General features: G+C 67.1%; 22 protein-coding genes and 1 tRNA gene. 17 read left to right on the top strand and 6 right to left on the bottom strand.

The window, feature by feature from the left end; translation table 11 throughout:
• The first annotated feature begins 1 nt into the window (after nt 1).
• From HACJB3_RS10565 to HACJB3_RS10550, 4 genes are read left to right on the top strand one after another with little or no spacing between them, the layout of a single operon-like run.
• A complete protein-coding gene (locus tag HACJB3_RS10565; protein ID WP_008416896.1) occupies nt 2–595 on the top strand; it encodes a DUF7288 family protein in 594 nt (197 codons plus the stop codon).
• A complete protein-coding gene (locus tag HACJB3_RS10560; protein ID WP_008416897.1) occupies nt 583–1,437 on the top strand; it encodes a DUF7261 family protein in 855 nt (284 codons plus the stop codon). The genes HACJB3_RS10565 and HACJB3_RS10560 overlap by 13 nt, the downstream gene beginning before the upstream one ends.
• Nucleotides 1,434–1,892, top strand: a complete 459-nt coding sequence (locus HACJB3_RS10555) for a DUF7266 family protein (RefSeq protein WP_008416898.1) — start codon at nt 1,434–1,436, stop codon at nt 1,890–1,892. The genes HACJB3_RS10560 and HACJB3_RS10555 overlap by 4 nt, the downstream gene beginning before the upstream one ends.
• Nucleotides 1,889–2,623, top strand: coding sequence for a DUF7289 family protein (locus HACJB3_RS10550; protein WP_008416899.1), 735 nt, complete (start codon nt 1,889–1,891; stop codon nt 2,621–2,623). The genes HACJB3_RS10555 and HACJB3_RS10550 overlap by 4 nt, the downstream gene beginning before the upstream one ends.
• On the opposite strand, the gene HACJB3_RS10545 is transcribed toward HACJB3_RS10550, so the two are convergent.
• Nucleotides 2,624–4,051: a DUF7289 family protein gene (locus HACJB3_RS10545; RefSeq protein ID WP_008416901.1), complete on the bottom strand. Its 1,428-nt coding sequence runs from the start codon at nt 4,049–4,051 to the stop codon at nt 2,624–2,626.
• An 84-nt stretch (nt 4,052–4,135) separates the two neighbouring features.
• Here HACJB3_RS10545 and HACJB3_RS19635 point away from each other — a divergent pair, with 84 nt between their 5' ends.
• Entirely contained in the window at nt 4,136–4,327 is a 192-nt protein-coding gene (locus HACJB3_RS19635) for a hypothetical protein (protein WP_148258247.1), read from the top strand.
• Here the strand turns inward: HACJB3_RS19635 and HACJB3_RS10540 are convergent.
• Entirely contained in the window at nt 4,324–5,769 is a 1,446-nt protein-coding gene (locus HACJB3_RS10540; RefSeq protein ID WP_008416903.1) for an MATE family efflux transporter, read from the bottom strand. The genes HACJB3_RS19635 and HACJB3_RS10540 overlap by 4 nt on opposite strands.
• A gap of 145 nt (nt 5,770–5,914) precedes the next feature.
• Here HACJB3_RS10540 and HACJB3_RS20210 point away from each other — a divergent pair, with 145 nt between their 5' ends.
• Nucleotides 5,915–6,091, top strand: coding sequence for a hypothetical protein (locus HACJB3_RS20210; RefSeq protein ID WP_008416905.1), 177 nt, complete (start codon nt 5,915–5,917; stop codon nt 6,089–6,091).
• A 1-nt stretch (nt 6,092) separates the two neighbouring features.
• Here HACJB3_RS20210 and HACJB3_RS10535 read toward each other — a convergent pair whose 3' ends face one another.
• A complete protein-coding gene (locus HACJB3_RS10535; protein WP_008416906.1) occupies nt 6,093–6,824 on the bottom strand; it encodes a competence/damage-inducible protein A in 732 nt (243 codons plus the stop codon).
• Nucleotides 6,825–6,931: 107 nt separating this feature from the next.
• On the opposite strand from HACJB3_RS10535, the gene HACJB3_RS10530 reads away from it, so the two are divergent.
• Nucleotides 6,932–7,363 carry a universal stress protein gene (locus tag HACJB3_RS10530; RefSeq protein WP_008416907.1) on the top strand — a complete coding sequence of 144 codons (432 nt, stop codon included), beginning with the start codon at nt 6,932–6,934 and terminating at the stop codon, nt 7,361–7,363.
• A 66-nt stretch (nt 7,364–7,429) separates the two neighbouring features.
• Nucleotides 7,430–7,627, top strand: coding sequence for a hypothetical protein (locus HACJB3_RS10525; protein ID WP_049934414.1), 198 nt, complete (start codon nt 7,430–7,432; stop codon nt 7,625–7,627).
• A gap of 1 nt (nt 7,628) precedes the next feature.
• On the opposite strand, the gene HACJB3_RS10520 is transcribed toward HACJB3_RS10525, so the two are convergent.
• On the bottom strand, nt 7,629–9,161 hold the full coding sequence (locus tag HACJB3_RS10520) for a TrkH family potassium uptake protein (protein WP_008416909.1): 1,533 nt from the start codon (nt 9,159–9,161) through the stop codon (nt 7,629–7,631).
• Nucleotides 9,162–9,441: 280 nt separating this feature from the next.
• Here HACJB3_RS10520 and trkA point away from each other — a divergent pair, with 280 nt between their 5' ends.
• The 3 genes from trkA (at nt 9,442) to HACJB3_RS10505 (ending at nt 14,096) form a co-directional block, all read left to right on the top strand.
• Nucleotides 9,442–10,758, top strand: coding sequence for a Trk system potassium transporter TrkA (gene trkA / locus HACJB3_RS10515; protein ID WP_008416910.1), 1,317 nt, complete (start codon nt 9,442–9,444; stop codon nt 10,756–10,758).
• A 58-nt stretch (nt 10,759–10,816) separates the two neighbouring features.
• Nucleotides 10,817–11,569, top strand: a complete 753-nt coding sequence (locus tag HACJB3_RS10510; RefSeq protein ID WP_008416911.1) for an Lrp/AsnC family transcriptional regulator — start codon at nt 10,817–10,819, stop codon at nt 11,567–11,569.
• 100 nt (nt 11,570–11,669) lie between these two features.
• On the top strand, nt 11,670–14,096 hold the full coding sequence (locus tag HACJB3_RS10505) for an amino acid permease (protein ID WP_008416912.1): 2,427 nt from the start codon (nt 11,670–11,672) through the stop codon (nt 14,094–14,096).
• Nucleotides 14,097–14,187: 91 nt separating this feature from the next.
• Here HACJB3_RS10505 and HACJB3_RS10500 read toward each other — a convergent pair.
• Nucleotides 14,188–14,259: transfer RNA gene (locus tag HACJB3_RS10500), tRNA-Ala, on the bottom strand.
• Nucleotides 14,260–14,526: 267 nt separating this feature from the next.
• On the opposite strand from HACJB3_RS10500, the gene HACJB3_RS10495 reads away from it, so the two are divergent.
• From HACJB3_RS10495 to HACJB3_RS10480, 4 genes are read left to right on the top strand one after another with little or no spacing between them, the layout of a single operon-like run.
• Entirely contained in the window at nt 14,527–14,991 is a 465-nt protein-coding gene (locus HACJB3_RS10495; protein WP_008416915.1) for a 30S ribosomal protein S15, read from the top strand.
• Complete coding sequence (locus HACJB3_RS10490) at nt 14,991–16,037, top strand: hypothetical protein (RefSeq protein ID WP_008416917.1); 1,047 nt, start codon at nt 14,991–14,993, stop codon at nt 16,035–16,037. The genes HACJB3_RS10495 and HACJB3_RS10490 overlap by 1 nt, the downstream gene beginning before the upstream one ends.
• Nucleotides 16,034–16,273, top strand: a complete 240-nt coding sequence (locus tag HACJB3_RS10485; RefSeq protein ID WP_008416919.1) for a KEOPS complex subunit Pcc1 — start codon at nt 16,034–16,036, stop codon at nt 16,271–16,273. The genes HACJB3_RS10490 and HACJB3_RS10485 overlap by 4 nt, the downstream gene beginning before the upstream one ends.
• Nucleotides 16,266–16,901: a 30S ribosomal protein S3ae gene (locus HACJB3_RS10480; protein ID WP_049934411.1), complete on the top strand. Its 636-nt coding sequence runs from the start codon at nt 16,266–16,268 to the stop codon at nt 16,899–16,901. The genes HACJB3_RS10485 and HACJB3_RS10480 overlap by 8 nt, the downstream gene beginning before the upstream one ends.
• A 20-nt stretch (nt 16,902–16,921) precedes the next feature.
• On the opposite strand, the gene HACJB3_RS10475 is transcribed toward HACJB3_RS10480, so the two are convergent.
• A complete protein-coding gene (locus tag HACJB3_RS10475; protein WP_008416922.1) occupies nt 16,922–17,338 on the bottom strand; it encodes a cupredoxin domain-containing protein in 417 nt (138 codons plus the stop codon).
• 99 nt (nt 17,339–17,437) lie between these two features.
• Here HACJB3_RS10475 and HACJB3_RS10470 point away from each other — a divergent pair, with 99 nt between their 5' ends.
• Both HACJB3_RS10470 and HACJB3_RS10465 read left to right on the top strand, forming a co-directional pair.
• A complete protein-coding gene (locus HACJB3_RS10470) occupies nt 17,438–18,142 on the top strand; it encodes a protein sorting system archaetidylserine synthase (protein ID WP_008416923.1) in 705 nt (234 codons plus the stop codon).
• Nucleotides 18,143–18,165: 23 nt separating this feature from the next.
• On the top strand, nt 18,166–19,599 hold the full coding sequence (locus HACJB3_RS10465; protein WP_008416924.1) for a HEAT repeat domain-containing protein: 1,434 nt from the start codon (nt 18,166–18,168) through the stop codon (nt 19,597–19,599).
• Nucleotides 19,600–19,619: the final 20 nt, after the last annotated feature.

Genomic DNA, 19,619 nt, shown 5'->3' with positions numbered 1-19,619 from the left:
CGTGCGCGCACAGGCCCACACCCTCGAAGCGTTCGTCGCCGCCCTGATCCTCGTCGCCGGGCTCGTCTTCGCGAGTCAGGCGACCGCCGTGACGCCCCTGTCTGCGAGTACGTCGAACCAGCACCTCGAGAACCAACACCGAGCCGTCGCGAACGACCTGCTCGCGGTGACCGCCGAGAACGGCTCGCTTCGCGAGGCGGTCGTCCACTGGAACGAAACCACGGGATTCGTCGCCTCCTCCGAGGAGCGGGCCTACTACACCACCACACCTCCTGCCGAGAACCCGCTCTCGCAGACTCTCTCGACGTTCCTCGCCGACCGCCAGCTGGCGTACAACGTCGACGTGAGATACCGGAGCGACTCCGGATCGACAGGGTGGAACACACAGCCGATGGTCGTGATGGGCTCGCCAAGCGACAACGCCGTCTCGGCGACGCGGACGGTCGTTCTCTACGACTCGACGGAACTCGGTGGCAACGAAACGGCGTCGAAAACGCTGGCTGAAGCCGAGGACGAGTTCTACGCGGCCGACATCGACCCGGACAGCCAGGTGTACACCGTCGTGGAGGTGAGGATCGTCGTATGGCGGCTCTGAGCCGCCCGACGGCCGAGCGGGGCCAGTTGATCCTCGTGACCGGGTTGACGATCGCCGTGGTGCTGGTCGCGCTGGTCGTCCTGTTGAACACGGTCATCTATACGGAGAACCTGGCGACCCGTGGCGTCGACGCGGGCGGCGCCGACGCGCTCGAGTACCGGGCGGCCGTCGTCGGGTCGGTGAGCGAGTTGATCGCCGCGGAAAACGAACGCTATTACGAGGGGAACCTGCCGGTCGCGGGCGTCGAGAACGGTACCGAGACCATCAACAGGACGCTCTCGGAGCGCCACCTCGCCCGCGGTGCGGTCGCCGAGACGACCTCCGAGATCCACGAGGGGTCACCGATCGACTGGGAGATCGAATCCCGGGCGTTCGCCGAGAGCGGATCCAACGCGACCGTGGCGAGGAACGTAACCGACATGGAGCGGTTCGTCCTGACGATCGAGTCGGTCGAACCCGCGACCGGTTCGGAGGACCCGTTCCGACTGGTCGTGGGCGACTGGGTGCTGACGATCGCCGTCGAGACGACGCCGGATACGGAGGACGCCCGGATCGCGATCGAGGCCAACGGGAGCTCGTGGACCTTCGCGCGCCCCTCCAACGCGACCCCGGTCAAGGTGGATCTCGGAAACGGGACGATCGACGGGCGAGAGGCCGCGTTCGATCTCCCCACCGAACCGAACGAGATCCGATACGAGAACGCCGACCGGGTGACGGGCTCGTACGACTTCCGGGCGACGGGGCCGACCACCGTCGAAAGTGTGGACCTCGCGATCCACTATCGGACCGCGGAACTCGAATACACCACCGAAACGACCGTGCAGGCGGGTGAGTCGGCGTGAGCGACCGCGGGGTGTCGGTCACCGTTAACTACGTGCTGACGCTTGCCATCACGGCGTTGCTGTTGAGCGGGCTGTTCGTCGCCGCGGGGTCGCTGATGCAGTCCCAGTCCGAACGCGCGATCCAGAACCAACTCGACGTCCTCGGGGAGCGACTCGCCGCCGACCTCGCGAGCGCGGATCGACTAGCCCAGAGCGCGGAGGGCGAGGCCGCCAGCGTCCGGCTCACGGTCGCGCTGCCGCGTCGAGTCGCGGGGGCCGGATACGCGATCGAGATCGCCCCCGATCCCGAGAGCGAGCACGTCGAACTCACCCTCACAACGAGCGATCCGGCGGTCGAATCCACGACCCGGGTCGCGACGGCCCACGACGTGACTGTGCCGTCGCGACTCCGTGGCGGAGACCTCCGTATCGAGTACGCCTCCGGGAGCGAGCGACTGGAGGTCACCTCCGCATGAGCGACGACCGGGCGGTCAGCGAGGTCCTCGGCTTCGTCCTCACGTTCTCGCTGATCACGATGACGATCGCGCTCGTCTTCACCGCCGGGTTCGGCGGGCTACAGGACGCACAGCACACCGAACGGGTCACCAACGTCGAGCGGGCCTTCGAAGTACTCGGGACGAATGTCGAGGAAGTCCACCTGGATGGTGCGCCGAGCCGGTCGACCGAGATGCGTCTCTCGGGCGGGACGCTCGCCCACGGCGAGCCGGTACGAGTCACGGTCGAGTGGGGTGAGAACAGTGAGAACAGTTCTACGTTCGAAACGTACCCGCTGGTCTATCGGAACGGCGATACGGAGATCGCCTACGAACTCGGCGGTATCGTTCGCACCGACGGCGATCACGGCGTGATGCTGGGTGGGCCGCCGCTGATCGTCGGCGAGCGCTCGACCCTGCCCTTGCTGGTGACGACGACGCCCGGCGACCGGGCGTCGATCGCTGGCCAGCGGACGGTGTTGGTGACGAGTTCCCACCAGCGGACGCAACTCCACGTCGTGAGGAGCGAGGAGCCCGTCACCGTCGTGATCGAGTCGCCGCGTGCGGACGTCTGGGAGCGCTACCTGGACCGGTCGGAACTGGAGCCCAATCGAACCGGGGACACGGTCGAGTTCACCATCGACTGCGAGTCCACCGTCGACTGCGAGTACACGTCCGTCTCGGTCACGTGGGTCCGGTTGCGACTCCGGTAGCTACCGGAGTTCGACACCGACCTCGTTGTCGGTCACGTGGAGGTATCTGATCGGGTCCTGCGAGGGGGTGATCTCGATCGCGATCTCCGCGAGGGCTTCGTCGTACTCGAAGTTGCCCGCCTTGCCGTTGATATGGAGGGTTTTGGCGATCAGCGCGCCCTCGAAATCGGTGTTCCCGCTCAGGTCGACGTCCGTGCTCGGCGCGTAGAGCACACCGGTGAACGACGGGGTCCCCCTCTGGGACGACATGGTGGTCTCGGAATGGAGGTAGATCCGCAACTGGGCGGCATCCCCGCCGACGTTCGCCCCGGAGTTGCCGGCGAGCGAGAACCCTTCGGTGACGTATACGGAGACGGTCCCGTCGCCCTCGACCGAGAGGCCGTCCGGCTCGAAGACGCCGTCAACGACGAGTTCGACGTCCCCGCCGTTCGTTTCGACCGTCAGGTCGTCGGGGGGCGTCCCGTCGCTCGCGTAGTACCGGGTCGTCTCCCCGTCCTCGCCGGTGATCGTCGTCTCGCCCGTCAACTCCACGCATTCGCCGTCGGGGTCGGTACACGCCTCGACCCGTCCGTCGATCGCCGAATCCGCCGAAGGGTACTGAACTCCCTCGCGGTAGGGTTCCGGTTTCTCGGGGCCGTTTACCGTGATGCCGTTCGGTTCGGCGACGGCGACGGCGTTCTCGATGCGCTCCTCGGTCGGAACGGTGAGTTCGACCCGCACCGTCCGGTTCCCGTGGTCGATCTCGACCTCGCCGGCGGTCCGCTCGTCGAAAAACCGTCCCCACGCCTCGTAGTACTCGCTCTCGATCTCGACGATCACCGTCCCCTCTTCGAGGGGGTTGTGGCGGTTCCCGGCGGGATAGATCTGACTGCTCTTGTTGACGTTCGTGAACCGCCCGTCCACGGCCCCGCTCGCCCGTCCCTCGCCGGTCACGCGAACGATCGGGAACGTCAGCGTGTCCGACCGATAGTGAAACTCCGGCGGCGAGACCATCACGCTCCCGTCGCCGTCCGTCCGCCAGACGCCCCCGCCCTGATAGGCCACGTCCGTCCCATCGACGGTCGCGACGACCGCGCCGTAGGGTTCGGAGTACAGCACGTTCGATCCGGTCGCGTTCTCCGTGTACACCGTCACACAACCGGCGTCCTCGCGGACATCGACCGTCCCGCCGTCGAGCCGTCCCAGATCGAACGACTGGCTTCCGGAGTCGCCGAGCGCGACCAGACTAGCCTTCGAACTCATCTGGGACATCGCGTTCTCGGCCTGCGAGAGCTGGGCGTTCGACTGGGAGTCGGAAAGCACCGCGGCGCCCGTCGCCGCGAGCGCGGTCGCACCGATCACCGTCAACGAGAGCACCAACACGACGCCGATCACCTCGGACTGCCCGCGTTCGCCCGATCGCCACTCTCGGCGCCGCGACACGTTCATAGAGGATAATATATTTAAAAAAATATATTTGTTTCGATACTATCGGCAAATTCCCTTATGTATGTTCGGCGTCTACGGCCGTCGATGGCAAAGTGGAAGTGCGACTCCTGTGGAACCGTCCACCGGCGAAACCCGAGCAAATGCCGGTCGTGCGGTAACACGGTGCTGAGTCCCTATCACGGCGACGACGGCGGCCTCCTCGATGACCGACGGGTGCGCTACGGGCTGGTCGCGCTGGTCGTCCTGCTGATCGTTCTCCTGATGTTGCTCCTCTAATCGCTGCTCGTGGCGCTTCGCGGCCCGTACGAGCGGCTGATGACCTTCCATTTGCCGGTCGCAAAGCGGTGATAGTTGATCGCGGCCGGCACGGCGGTCTCGGCGACGAACGCGAGATACAGCCCCCAGAGGCCAAGCGACGTCGTCGCGCCGAGATACGCGAGCGGGATCGAGAAGGCGAACATTCCGATCGCCTGGCTATAGAAGGGCCAGCGCGTGTCGCCGCTGGCGTCGAGCGGCCCGGCCGCGCCCTTCGAGACGCCCTGAAGGATCGTGGCGACGCAGGCCGCATAGACCAGCGACACGGCGATCGGCACCGTCGGGGTGGCGGGATCGTCGACGAACGCCAGCACGATCGGCTCGGCGAACGCGAAGACCAACAGCGCCGAGACCGCATAGACTGCGACCGCGAAACGGACGATCTCCCGGCCGTAGGCCTCGGCGGTGCGCTCGTCGTCCTCCCCTAGTTCCTGGCCGACGAGACTAGAGGACGCAAGCCCGAAGCCCCAGCCGGGCGTGTTCATGATCCCCCAGATCCGCCGCGCGATGACGTACGCGGCGGCGGTGTCCTGGCCGAAGACGTCGACGATCGCCAGCAGCGGGAAGTCCGCCAGCCGCCAGGCGAGGTTCCGGCCCATCACCGGCAGGCCGATCGAGACGAGCTGGCGGACCATCCCGATATCGAGGTACGGGCCGGTCGGCGAGACGGTGACGGGGAACCGACCCAGCCCGGGGGCTCGGCCGGCGACCAGTCCCGTCGCGAACGCCCCCGCGACGACCACGTTCGAGAGCACGGTCCCGACGGCCGCACCGACGACGCCCATGTCGAGCCCGAAGATCAACACGGCGTTGAGCCCGACGTTGACGACCGCCCCGCCCGCCCGCGCGAGCATCGCGGTGTAGGCGTCGTCGGCCCCCACGAGCACGCGACTGCCGATCAGGTTCAGCGCCGCGAAGGGCACTCCCACCGAGACGACCCGCAGGTACCGGCTCCCGAGTTCGATCGCCTCGGGGTCGTTGCTGATCAGATCGAGCAGTTCGGTCGAGAACGCCCACAGGCCGGCGGTGATCGGGAGGGTGAGGACGACGACCAACAGGACGCTCGAGCGGACCGCCCGCCCGAGCTCCCGGTCGGCGTCGGCCCCGAACGACTGGGAGACCAGCGCGATCGTCCCGCCGGCGACCCCGCCCCCGATCGCGAAGGCGAGCCCCCAGTACGAGCCCGCGAACCCGACGCCGGCGATCGCACCCGAGCCGGCGGCGATCCCGACCATCGCGACGTCGACGGCGTTTTTCGACATTCGGGCGATGCCCGTCACTACTCGGGGCCACGCCAGGTCGGTGATCCGGCGGGCGCGGTGGCGATCGATCAGACCGGCCCGCGAGAGCGCCAGCCCGACCCAACGGATGAGTAGTGCAACGGGGTTCGGAACGCGGCTCACAGAACTCGCCCGAACTAGCCGATTCGGTACAAAAGCCCTTCCTTACGCGGCAGTCGCGACCGGTTTCAGGGTGGCTCGCACACCCACACGGCGGAACGCGGATGGATACGCTGATGGGTTCTCGTGCAGTATCCCTCTTACAGGTATGGCAGACGTGGAGAAAACGAAGGCGGTCGCGGTGTGTGACGGCTGTGGCGAGCTGGCACCCGTGCGCGTCTGGCCCGACGGCACGATCCATCCAATCGGGTCCGAGGACGGGTGCTGTGAGGAGGCCGACTACCGGATCCTCGAGGACGGGGAGTCAGCCGCAGCCTTCGAGTGACTCACTCCTCGGCGATCTCGACCCGTCCGCGGAGCCACTCGACCGCCCCGGCGACCGCCTCGGGGTCGGTTCCCGACAGCTTGAGGCGGTTCTGCCCCTCGGTCGCCGGGTAGCTCCCCACCGCCACGTCGAAGCGTTCCCGGACGCCCGCAAGCGCGTCGAGCATCGACCCCTCGGGCTGGGGCGTATAGAGCGTTCTCGTGACCGTCTCGCCACCGAACTCCGCGACGACCCCCGAAAACAGCGCCTTCATCTCGTCGGGGACGCCCGGAAACGCGTAGACGTTCTCTAGAACACAGCCTGGACAGAGCCCCTCGGGGTTCAACAGGACGCGACTCCCCTCGGGGAGGGCCGCCCATGCGTCGACGTCGATCTCGACGTCGTGGGCGGCCACCGTCTCGGGGTTTTCCTCCCGGTAGGCCGCGACCGTCTCGAGGACGTCCTCGCGGACGGCGTCGTCGACGACGAGTTCCCGACCGAACGCCGCCGCCAACGCGTCCGCGGTCACGTCGTCGTGGGTCCCGCCCAGCCCGCCGGTGACGATCACGGCGTCGAAGCGCTCGCCCCACCGCCGGAGGGTCTCGACGATGAGGTCGTGCTCGTCGGGGACGGTCAGGATCCGGGCGACGGTCGCGCCGCGATCCGTGAGTTCGCTTGCGAGCCACGTCGCGTTCGTGTTCGGGGTGTCCCCCGCGAGCACCTCGTCACCGACGGTGAGGATGGCGACTTCCATCGAGGGTACTGCCGTGGTTCGTAACCAAAAGCCTGCGGCCTGCGGTCGGCGAACCCGACCCTCGGAGGGGCGACAGCCTTACCGTGGCCTCGTTCCCATGGGACGGTATGACCGATCGGACCGTCGAGTCGGTATTGCTCCCGCTGGCCAACGAGGACGACGCTCGACAGACCGCGACGGCGCTTCGACGGTACCTCCCGTCGGGGACGACCGTCCACGCGCTCCACGTGATCGAACACACCGAGGGCGGGATCGACCCCGCATCCCCCTCGCAACTCGAAGCCGAGGCCCAAGAGACGTTCTCGACGCTCCGGGAGCACCTCGAGGGGACGTCCTACGACCTCCATCAGGAGGTCCGGTACGGGACGGACCTCGTCGAGACCGTCTTCGAGGCCGCCGAGGACCTTGACGTCACCTACATCGTCTTCCAGCCCCGGCCCAGCAACCGCCTCGTCGACCTCCTCTCGGGGGACACCGCCCGAAAGCTGATCACGGAGACGACCCGCCCGGTGCTCGTCTTGCCCCCCGAACGGACCTGATCGCACTCCACTGGCGGCGGGGATAGACCGATATACCGTCGGACCGAACCCGCATCCGACGACCCCATGAGACCCCCCAGTATCAGGAACCCACGGTCGATCTGGGACATCCTCGCGGTAGTGTTGATCTACGTCGGGATCGAGTACGTGGTCTTGCAGATCACCGGGGCCTTTCTCGTCGAACAGGAACTCGTCGTCGTGGCACTCCTCGTCGTCGTCTGGACGATGTGGGCGTTCTTGCGGATCCTCGGCCGGTATGCGTGATTCACTCCTCGATCGAGAGGACGAACAGCGCGAGGACCGGTACGATTTCGAGGCGGCCGACCCACATCAGAAACGTCATCAGGAGCTTCGACACGTTCGAGAACGCTAGATAGCTCCCGAAGGGCCCGAGCGACCCGAACCCGGGGCCGATGTTCCCGATGGTCGCAAGCGACGCGGTGATCGCCTCCATTGGCGTCAGCTCGTAGCCGATCCGTGCGGCGTCGAGCGAGAGGAACACGGCGCTGAGACCGAACAGGAGCAAGTAGAGGAACGTAAAGGCCACGAGCCCCCGGATCACGTCCTCGTCGACGACCCGTCCGGCCAGGCGCACGGGCCGGACCGCCCGCGGGTGGGCCGCCACGAACAGCTCCCGTCTGAGGGTCTTGAGGATCACGAGCCACCGGATCACCTTGATCCCGCCACCCGTCGACCCCGCCGACCCGCCGATGAACATCGCAAAGAGCAGCACCATCCGCGCGTGGGCGTCCCACTGGGCGAAATCGCTCGTGGCGTACCCGGTCGAGTTCAGTAACGAGCCGATCTGGAAGGCGGCCTGTCGCAGCGCGTTCTCGCTCACGCCTTCGGTCGCGCCGCCGAGTTCGAGGACCGGCGCGCCCCCGCGGAACAACACCACCGCAAGCACCGCGACCAGCACCGCGATCGCCCCCGTGTACACCCGAAACTCGGTGTCCTCGAAGAGCGCGCGCCACTCGCCGCGAAGCACCTGCCAGAACAGCGCGAAGTTCACCCCCGCGATCACCATAAACGGGACGAGCGCCCACTGCACCGCCGCCGAGAACGCGGCGATGCTGTCGGCCCGCGTGGAAAAGCCCCCGGTCGGGAGCGTCGAAAAGCCGTGGGCGATCGCGTTGTACAGGTCCATGTTCGGCGCCAGTCCGAGGACGTGCAGCGCATAGAGCAGACAGATCAACGCGATGGTGAACCCGAAGTAGACCATCCAGAGCGCGCGTGCGGTCTGGGCGATCTTCGGGGTCAGCTTCTGGAGGGTCGGGCCGGGGGCCTCAGAGCCCATCAACTGGGCCCCGTTGACGGCCAACTCGGGGAGGATCGCGATCATCAGCACGATGATCCCCATCCCGCCGAGCCACTGGGTGAGCTGGCGCCACATCATCAGGGCGTGCGAGTGGCGCTCGACGCCGATCTCGCCCATCACCGTGGCACCGGTCGTGGTGAAGCCGCTCATCGACTCGAAGAGGGCGTTTATCGGGTGTGAAAGCGTCGAGGCCGTCCCGTAGCCCGCAAGCAAGTAGGGTATCGTACCGATCAGCGCGGCCGCGAGCCACGCGAGCGTGACCAACAACAGCGCCTCCTCGGGGCCGAGGTCCGGATCGGGCTCGATGCGTTCGAGCGCCAGCCCGATGCTGATCGTGATCAGGATCGAAACGACGAACACCCAGACGTCCTCGCGGTAGATGATCGCGACGAACAGCGGGACGAGCATCGTCAACGAGAGGTACTTCACGACCGTTCCGACGAGCCCGACGCTCGCCCGCCAGTCGATATGTAAGCTCACGCGTATCGGCCCCGATCCATGCGTACTCCGATACGCCCGGCTCCGCTCAAGAACGCATCGAAACCGCCCCGAACCGCTCCGCGAGCCCGGCACTCGGTCGACCGGGCGCGCTCGCCGGAGGACGGACCGACCACGGCCGCCGGTTTTCGGGGCGAAGCCACTACCCGACAACGGGGCGGGGTTCGACTTCGAAAAAGAGTATATAAGTTAAGATATCGAATCGATAAAATTGTCGGGATAGATAAACGCTTACGGTAGTCGGCCCCTTATCGAGGGTGGGATGATACTGATCGTCGGAGCGGGAAACGTCGGCTCGAACATCGCCGCGGACCTGGCACCGAACCACGACGTAACGGTCGTCGACTCGGATCCCGAGCGGGTCGACGCCCTGACCGCCCGCCTTGACGTGACGGGCGTCGTCGGCGACGGTCGTTCGGCGGCGGTACTCGGGGAGGCCTCGATAGACCGCGCCGAGATCGTCGTGGCAAGCACCGACAGGGACGCGACGAACGTCATGGTCTGTAACGCCGCCAAACGCTGGGGCGATGCCGACACGATCGCCCGGGTCAAAGACGGCGACCTGTACCGGAGTTGGCAGTCGCTCGATGGGGGACTCGGGGTTGATGCGATGCGCTGTCTCGACGACCTCGCCGCCGACGCGCTCGTCCGGACGTGCGCGCTGCCGGGGGCCAAGGCCGTCGATACGTTCGCGGAGGGCGTCGTCGAGGTCGCGGAGTTCGACATCGAGGAGGGGGCGTCGATCGCCGGCCAGACGGTCGCGGCGGCCGACCGCTACGCCTCGGTCACGTTCGCGGCCCTCCTCAGGGACGGAGGGATCGTCATCCCGGACGGCGAGACGGTCATCCGGGCGGGCGACTCGCTGGTCGTCATCGGCAGCCTCTCGGGTATCGGCCGGTTCGCAGCGAGCCTCGACCAGCGGGGTGCGCTGGATTCGACGGCTAACGTCGTGGTCGTCGGCTCGGATGGCCTCGGCTCGCGGATCGCCCGCCGCTTCGAGAGTCGGGGTTGGGAGCCGCGTCTCGTCGAACCCGCTCTCGAGGCCTCGACCGTCCCTGCCGGGGGCGAGGGCGACGACGCGGAGCCGACGATCGAGGGGATCGATCCGGGGCTGTTCGAGGCGGCCGACCTGGTCGTCGGCGCGGCCGACGACGAGACCAACTACCTGTTGGGACAACTCGCCCGCGAGCTGGGTGTCGGGGCGACCGCCGTCGTCGTCGAGGACCCCACACTCGTCGATCTCGTCGAGGAGAGCGGTCTGGACGTGGTCGTCCACCCCGAGGACCTCCTCATCGGCGACGTGCTGCGGGTGATCTACGGGTCCGGTCCGGAGACCGTCGGCACGCTCGACCACGACGACGCCGAGATCCTCGAGGTCGTCGTCGATACCGAGAGCGTCCTCGCGGGGCGCACGCTCGGCGAGTCCGCCGAGACGCTGCCCGGGGGCGTCGTCGTCGGGGCGATCATCCGCGACGGCCAGCTCGAACTCCCCCGTGGGAACCGCGTCATCGAGACCGGCGACCGGGTCATCGCGTTCGTCGACGCCGAGGTGGCCCCCGAGGTCAGCGAGGCGATCTGAACCCCCGAGTCGAAACCGGACGGAAGGACTGATTGTCGACCCCGATCAACGACCCGCTATGCGGACCCGACTCGACGATATCGACAAGCGCATCCTCTATTACCTCCGGGTCGACGCCCGGAACACGACCGCCCCGATGATCGCCGAGGAGGTCGACGTCTCGGCGGCGACGATTCGCAACCGGATCGGGCAACTCGAGGAACGGGGCGTCATTCAGGGGTATCACGCCGACATCGACTACGAGACCGCCGAGGGCAAGCTGATGAACATCTTCCTCTGTAACGCCCCCACGAGCCTCGATGATGTCGTTGCTCGTGTGTTGCAGGTCCCCGGCGTGGTCCACGTCCGCTCGACGATGACCGGCCGCGAGAACCTCCACGTCCAGGCGATCGGCGACGACACGGGCGAGCTGACGCGGATCAAACGCGAACTCGCGGAGCTGGGTCTGGACATTGAGGACGAGGGACTGGTCAACGGCGAATACTACCGGCCCTACGACCAGTACGGGCCAGCCGAAACCCACGACCGGAGCCCGCTGACCGACGTGATGAGCCTCTCGGGGGGCGCGGAGGTGATCGAGATCCCCGTCATGGAGGACGCACCCCTCGCCGAGCGCACCGTCGAGGAGGCCGTCGGCGAGGGGATCCTCAGCGAGGACGTGCTGGTGATCGCCGTCGAGCGCGAGGACGACGTCATCACGCCCCGTGGGGGGACCGCCCTCCGAGTCGGCGACGTCGTGACGGTCCTCTCCCGCGAGGGCGTTCAGGACGACCTCCTCGAGGCGTTCACGGGACTCTCGAGTACGCGCTGACTGAGTGGCTGTTTTTGAATGCGAATTATACTGTCTGTATAGTTTCGATAGCGCATATAGACTGCAATAGATTTTTGAATCCCGATCGGGGTGTAGGGATATGGTAGAGAAAACACGCACGCTCGATTTCAAGATCGCGTTCGCGCTGGGGCTGGGGACTATGATCGCCGCCGGTATCTTCTCGCTGTCCGGGCGGGCGGTCTACGAGATCGGGTCCAGTGCCGTGATCGCGTTCGTCATCGCGGCACTCATCGCCAGTATCACCGCCGCGAGCTACTCCGAGTTCGCCTCGATCTACTCCGAGAACGGCGGCGGGTACCTCTTTTCCTCGCGGACCTTCGACAACGAGTACCTCCTGTTCGGGATCGGGGCCTCCCTGTTCATGGGCTACTGTGCGACGACGGCCTTCTATCTGGGAACGATGGACCACTGGGTCGAGCAGTTCGTCTTCGGGCCGGCACTCGAACTGGTCGGACTCGGCGAGATCCACCTCCCGGGCGGGGTCTGGGGGATCCTGACTGCGCTCTTGCTCGGCGGACTAAACGCGCAGGGAACTGAAGAAAGCGGGACCTTCCAGTTGATGGTTACGGGTGCGAAGGTCGCCGTCCTCTTTGCCTTCATTGGCGGCGCGGTCGCCTACGCCGGCCCCGCACAGGCGACGGCGACGTTCGCGACCGGCTTCGAGTTCGGCGACCCCGCCGGCATCGTCTCGATCGCCGCGCTGGCGTTTATCACCTTCTTCGGGTTCTCGGCGATCGCCGCCAGCGCCGGCGAGATCATCGAACCCCGCAAGACGGTTCCGAAGGCCATCGCCGCCTCCATCGTCACCGTCACGGTTCTCTATACGTTCGTCATCGTCGCGATGGTCAACGCGCCCGTCGATGACTCCGTGTTGCGCGCCGGCGAGACCGCGATGGGGACCGTCGCCGCCTCCTTCATGGGTCCGGCGGGTCAGGCGCTCATCGTCGCGGGCGCGATCTTCTCGATGGTGTCGGCCTCGAACGCCTCGATCCTCGCCGCATCGAGCATCGGGGATCTGATGGGGCGGCAGGGACAAGGGCCCCGATCGTTCTCGCGGATTCATCAGGAATACAACACGCCCTTCTGGAGCATCGTCGCCGTCACCGGGATGATCGTGGCGCTGATCGCGGTGTTCGTCGGGCTGTTCCCCGCCGAGGGCGGGCTCTCGGGTGCGGTCCCGTTCGCGCTCGGCCTCGAGGGGCTGACCGGCTTTGCGAACATGAACCTACTCGCGCCGCTGGCGGTCGTCAACGTCGCGCTGATCGTCAACCGGCGCCGCTTCCCTGACATCGAGCGTCCTTTCTCGGTGCCCGCTTCGCCGTGGCTTCCGATCGTGGGCGTCCTCGCGAACCTCGCGCTGATCACGAACCTCCCGCCGGTCGGCATCGCCGTCGCCGTCCTCGTCGAGGCGGTGCTGGTCTGTGTGTACCTTCTCTGGGGCGGGGCGCCCGACCGGGACGAACTGATTAACGAAACCGTCGCCGCTCGGCAGGTCACCGCAAACGGCGGTCCGAAGGTCGAGTCGGCAAGCGTACCGGCGGCCGATCGGGACGAGCCCTCGACCGAAGGCGAGCCCCTCGTCACTGACGCCGAGTCGGTTTCCGAGGAGCGCTACGAGGTCCTCGTCCCGATCGAACGCCCCGACCGCGCGATCCACTACGCGCGTCTGGCGGCCGATATCGGCCGGCTCTACGGCGATGATCCGGTCGTTCGCCTGCTCAACGTCACCGAGGTCCCCGATCAGACCGGCAGTGACACCGTCGTCGACATCGCCGTCGAGCGTGCAGACCGCATCGAGGCCCGACTCGAAACCGTTCGCGACGACCTCGATGCGACGGTCCTCCTCGAAGGCCACATCAGTCGCGACGTCGCGTTCGACATCGTCGCGACCGCCCGCGAGGAATCGGTCGACCGGATCGTCATGGGCTACCCGGAGGACCGACCCGACATCACCGAATCGGTCGAGTACAGGGCCCCCTGTGACGTGGTCTTTGCGAGTCGCGTCGACGGCCCCCTCGATCTCTCGACGATCACTATCGGCGTCGGCGGCGGCCCGCACCACGACCACCTCCTCGACGTCGCGAGCCTGCTCGCTCGCCGGGGGACGACCGTCCACGTCGTCAACGTCGAACCGACCGGAACCAGCGGCACGCCCGAGGACCTCGATCGGACCCTCGAGCGGTTCGACGACCGCGACAGTGTCGAGGTCCACGCGATGCAGGCCGACGACGTCGCCGACGCGCTGATCGAGGTGGCGACCGACGTCGGCGGCCCCCTCGTGGTCGGGGCCTCGCGCAATCGGGTGTTCCGACGGTTCGTCTTCGGGAGCAACGCCGACAAGGTCGTCCGGCGGACGGCCAACCGCGACGTTCCTGTGTTGGTCTACGCCAGCGAAACCGGCCTGCGGGGCCGAGTGCAGTCGGCACTGTTTACCCCGTATCGCTTCCTGTTGAAGCTCCGCCGCGGGTCGGGTCCCGGGCGAGCGGAGACCGAATCGCCATCCTAACCGAGCCGAGAACCCTCTCGGATAAGACTACGTGTTCCGTGGGAATTCGGGACTGAGGACAGTCGCAAGGAGTCGAACGGAAAACCGGTAGTGGACTCGCCGGGATTTGAACCCGGGGCCTCTCCCATGCCAAGGGAGTGATCTACCACTGATCTACGAGCCCTCGCATTCCCCGGTACCCGCGGTGGAGTGATAAACGCTTCGAACGCCCGTCGTGGCGAGTCGCAATCCTTTAGACCGCAGACGGACGAATCACGGTGGGAACAGCACGGCCGCAAATCCGACTCGCCACGAGCCGTCGATGTCTCCGCGACTCGCGGGCTACGCCCGCTCGTTCGTTTCGAGATGTGTACGATGGCTCCGTGGCTCTGGGATTGCGGTAGTGCACGTAACGTGCCGTCTGCGGTCTGTGCGGTTCCTATCCTCGACTATGGCACGAATGCATACACGCCGTCGCGGCTCGTCCGGTTCGGACCGGCCGGCGGCAGACGAACCACCGGAATGGAGCGACGTCGACGCAAGCGAGATCGAATCGCGCGTCGTCGAACTCGCAGAACAGGGCCACGACCCCAGCCAGATCGGCATGAAACTGCGCGACGAGGGCGTCAAAGGGACCCCGATCCCGAACGTCAAACTCGCCACCGACAAGAAGGTCGGCGAGATCTTAGAGGAGAACGACGCCTCGCCCGAGGTCCCCGAGGACCTCCGGAACCTGATGGAGCGGGCGATCCGCCTGCGCGAGCACATGCAGGACAACCAGCAGGACGCCCAGAACAAGCGCGCACTCCAGAACACGGAGGCGAAAGTCCGCCGGCTCGTCAACTACTACCGCGGCGACGAGCTGCCCATGGACTTCCGCTACACCTACCGAAACGCCCAGGAACTCCTCGAATAATGGCCGCCACGGGTCGATCGGAGCGCGATCTCGCCGCCCGCCTCACGGACTCGGCGTTCGTCCGGGTAGCCCCGCGTGCGGACGGCGAGGCTATCGCCGCCGCCGGAGTGCTCCTGCGAGCGCTCTCGTCCCGATCGATCCCGTATCAGGCCCGCGTGGTCCCGCTCGTCGAGGACCCGCCCGACGAGGCGACCGTCCCGATCGGTTTTCCCGACGGATTCGCGGACGAGCGCCCGGCGACCGCCGCCGCGGCCGATCTCGCACGCGACCTCGACTGCGACCCCGATCCCGGACTCGAACTCGCCGGACGCCTGCTCGGGGGCGACGATCCCGAGACCGACCTCGAACGGCGAGACGGCGTGGGGATCCCCACGGCCGATCTCCCCGACGGGCTTGCCCACTCGACGCTGTTTCACGCGGCGTTCTCGGGCGACGAGACGGCCGCAGGGGCCGAACTCGCAGACCTCGTCGACGACGACCGGGCGGTGGCCTCGCTGACCGCGCTCGAAACCGTTGGCGCAGACGCCGCGAGCGAGCGCGCCGCAACCGCCATCGAGCGGGCGCTTCGCCCACACGTCACCCCCGAGGGCCCCTTCGAAACCGCGGAGGGGTTCGCTGACGTGCTCGACTGTCTCGCCGGCGACGCGCCGGGCCTTGCCCTCGCGCTCGCGACGGGCCACGACGTGCGCACGCCCGCCCTCGACGCGTGGCGTGCCCACTCGAAGGCGGCCCACGAGGCGATCCGCGAGGCCGACACGGGCCGGTACGACGGCCTCTTCGTCGCCCGGATCGCCGGGGGACCAGTCGAGACGATCGCCCGTCTCCTCCGGGACTTTCGCTCGCCCGAACCCGTCGTCCTCGTCGTTTCCGATACGACGGCGGGCGCGGCGGGCCTTTCGAGTGCCACCGCAGGGACCGGCGAGGCGATGGCCGACGCCGCCGGCGCGGTCGACGGGACCGGCGGGGGCACCTCCACACGAGGTGTCGCCCGCTTCGATTGTCCCCCCGAGGCCTTTCTCGAGTCCTTCCGGGAGGCGATAGCATGAAACGCATCGAGATCCGGACGACCCACGACGACCCTGCCCTCGTCGCGCGCTCGATCACGCCGGACAACACCCCGGAGATGGAGACGCACATCGAGGACGGACGGGTGGTCACGACGATCACGCGCGATTCGACCGGCGGCCTGCGGACCACGACCGACGACTACGTCGTGAACCTCGCGGTCGCCGACGAGGTAGCACAGCTTTCAGACAAAATCACAGCAACCAATCATGAGTGAACGATCAGTTTCCCGACAGCAGCAACAGAAACGGTGGTACACCGTGCTCGCGCCCGAACAGTTCGACCGGGCCGAACTCGGCCAATCACCCGCGAACGAACCCGATCAGCTCCTCGGCCGTAACCTCGAGACGACGCTCGGCGAGCTGACGAACAACGCAAGCGAGAACAACATCAAGCTCACGTTCAAGATCAACGACGTGGGGAGCGACTCGGCGTACACCGAGTTTACGAAACACGAACTGACGCGCGATTACCTGCGCAGCCTCGTACGACGGGGCGCCTCGAAGATCGACGCCTACGTCACGGTCCTGACGACCGACGACTACCGCGTGCAGGTCCAGCCCGTCGCCTTCACGACCAAGAAGGCAGACCACAGCCAGGAACACGCCATCCGGAACCGAATGATCGAGATGGTCCGCGAAGCAGGCGCCGAGCGCACCTTCGAGGGGCTCGTCGACAGCGTCATCGAGGGCCGACTCTCGAGTGCGATCTACGGCGAGGCCAAGACGATCTACCCCCTCCGAAGAGTGGAGATCCAGAAGCTCACCCTCGAAGCGCGACCGGAAGAGGTCGCAGAGGAAGAGGAGACGGCCGTCGACGTCGACGAATCGGACGTCGAGGCGTAACCGGCGCTCGGTCGCGTTCGCTACTTTTCGACGACGATCCGCCCGACCATCCCGCCGCGTTCGTGGGGGATGCAGTAGTAGTTGTGCTCGCCGGACACCTCGAAGGTGTGTTCGAACCGGTCGCCGGTGTAGATCGACCCCTCGCGGTCGTCGTACCACGCCTTCCGGGCCGCGTTCTCGCCCTCGAAGGCTCCCGTTGAAAAGAACGCCGCACCATCGGGCTGGCCCCCGTCGTAGGCGGTGATGGTGTGGGCCCGCGAGCCGGTGTTCTCCCAAATCACGGTGTCGCCGACCTCGACGGTGTAGGTGTCGGGCAGGAACTCGTGGGCGCTCATGCCGACGTCGTGGCTCTCGGTCAGGCTCGCGACGGCGGTACAGCCTGCGAGGGCGGCGAGTGAGCCACCGCCGATGGCAGCGAGAAACGCGCGCCGTTGCATGCGTCGGCCTCGGGGGTCGACGGTCTATAGACTGTCGGTTGGGCGCCCGAGCGGTGATCGATCCACAACCGATAAAAGGGCGGTGTGTGAGCGGGGGATATGGATCTCGCGCCCCGCTTTGTCGGCCGACTCGGGGTCGCGGACGCGGTGACGGTTGGCAACGCCGCGCTTGGCTTTCTGGCGGCGGCGCTCGCGACGACCGACGTCGCGGCCGCGGCGCGGTTGGTCCTGCTGGCGGCGGTGCTCGACGGTCTCGACGGCGTGCTCGCCCGGCGCTACGGTGGTACGCCCGCCGGTCCGTACCTCGATTCGCTTGCCGACGTCGCCTCCTTCGGGGTCGCGCCGGCCATGCTGGCGGTCACGCTCGCCGTGGATGGGGTGACCGAAGCCTCCGCGGTGATCGTCTTCGGGATCCCGGCGTTGTTCGTCGCGATGGCCGTCGTCAGACTGGGGCTGTATACCGCTTACGACGCGGCCCACACGACGACGCTGGGCGCGCCGAGCACGCTCGCGGCGACGGCCCTCGGGGCGGCGGTTCTGGCTGGGATCGAGGCGCCGGCAGCGGTGCTCGCGATTACCGTGGCGTTCTGTTATCTGATGGTCTCCTCGATCGAGTACCCCGACCTGCTCGCACGAGACGCCGTACTGATGGGCGTCGTCCACGTGCTGGCCGTTCTGATCCCCGGCTTTCAGGGCGGGATGTTCCCCGTCGCGCTGGTGACGCTGTCGCTCGCCTACCTCCTGTTGGGACCGTGGCTCTACTGGGGCGAGGCCGAGCGCGCTGGGGAAGGGAAACGCTCATAGGTCGCTCGGCCGGACCTCCCTGTATGAGCGAGGACGCCCCCGACGAGAGCGAGGCCCCTCCCGAGGAAGAGGAGGCTCCCGATGAGACACAGGGCGAGGACGCCGACGAGACCCCCGAGACGCCGGCCGACGGCGACACCGAAGACGAGAGCACCGAGACCGAGGAACGCGAAAGCAACGACGAAGCCGGCGGCGACGCTGACGAGCCGGAAGAGGGAGGCGAGGAGTCGACCGCGCTGACCGAACCGCTCACCGAGGAGTCGCTCGACGAGCGACTCGACGGCGCCGAGGCCGCCCTCGAGGAGGCCGAAACCGAGTCGGACCTCGACGACGTTTCGGCGACGCTCGTCTCGATCGGCGACGACTTAGAGGAAGCCGATCTGCCCGAACCCGAAGCGGACGAGGACGAAGACGAGGAGGAGGCCGAAGACCCCCGCGAACGCCTCGAATCGCGCCTCTCGGACCTGCAGGACGACCTCGAATCCCAGCGCGGACCGTACAGCGAGGACGTCATCGAGGGGATTGAGGAGGCCGGCACCACCATCGATGAGACGCGCTGGACCGAGACGGGCGAGGCGGAACTCGTCGCCCCCGTCGAAGCGTTCATCGAGCGCGAAAACGAGATCCTCGGGACCGACCTCGGCCTCGACGGCGAGGAGCCCGCCAGTCTCGTGACGACGCTCGAATCCGCCGCCGCGGCGGTCGGGGACGCCTCGCTCGACCCCGACGAGGATGAGGAGGAGATCGCCGCGTTGCTCGACGCCGTCGAGGAGCTTCAGGCCGGGATCGAGGACGCCGAGGAGTGGGACGATCTCACGACTCGCGAGAAACTCGCCGCTCACGGCTTCTATGACGTTTTGGACCACCGCAAGGACTACCCGCCCGAGTGGCATGCCATCAAGGTCTACGAGAAGCGCGGCGAGGCCGAACCCATTCTCCTTGCGCTCGACCAACTCGGCTCCGAGTTCATGGAGCGCCACTGTATCGAGTCGCTCACGCGAATGGGCGCCGTCGAGGCCCTCGACGTGATGACCCAGCGTGCGAACAAGCGCGACAAGCCCGCGATCACGGCGCTCGGCAAGATCGGGAGCGACGACTCCGTCGAGATGCTCACCGAGTACGCTGCGTCCGACGGCGACCCGAAGCTCCAGCTCGTGACGCTGAAGGCGCTCGGCGAGATCGGCAGCGAGGAGGCCACCCAGGCCGTCGCGGACCGACTGACCTCCGAGAACCCCGAGGTTCGAAGCGCCGCGGCCCGCTCGCTTGGGCTGATCGGCGATACGCGGGCTATCTCGCCGCTGTCGGACGTTCTCGAGGACGACGACGCCGATTCCGTTCGGGCGAGCGCCGCGTGGGCGCTCAACCAGATCGGAACCGAAGACGCCCTCGAGGCGGTCGAACCGTACGCCGACGACCGGGCCTTTCTCGTCCAGTCCGAGGCGCGAAAGGTCGCCTGAGCGCCGAACCTTCTTGTTCT

The organism is Halalkalicoccus jeotgali B3, assembly GCF_000196895.1.
Classification (GTDB): domain Archaea; phylum Halobacteriota; class Halobacteria; order Halobacteriales; family Halalkalicoccaceae; genus Halalkalicoccus; species Halalkalicoccus jeotgali.
This window is presented reverse-complemented; position numbering and strand designations above follow the sequence as displayed.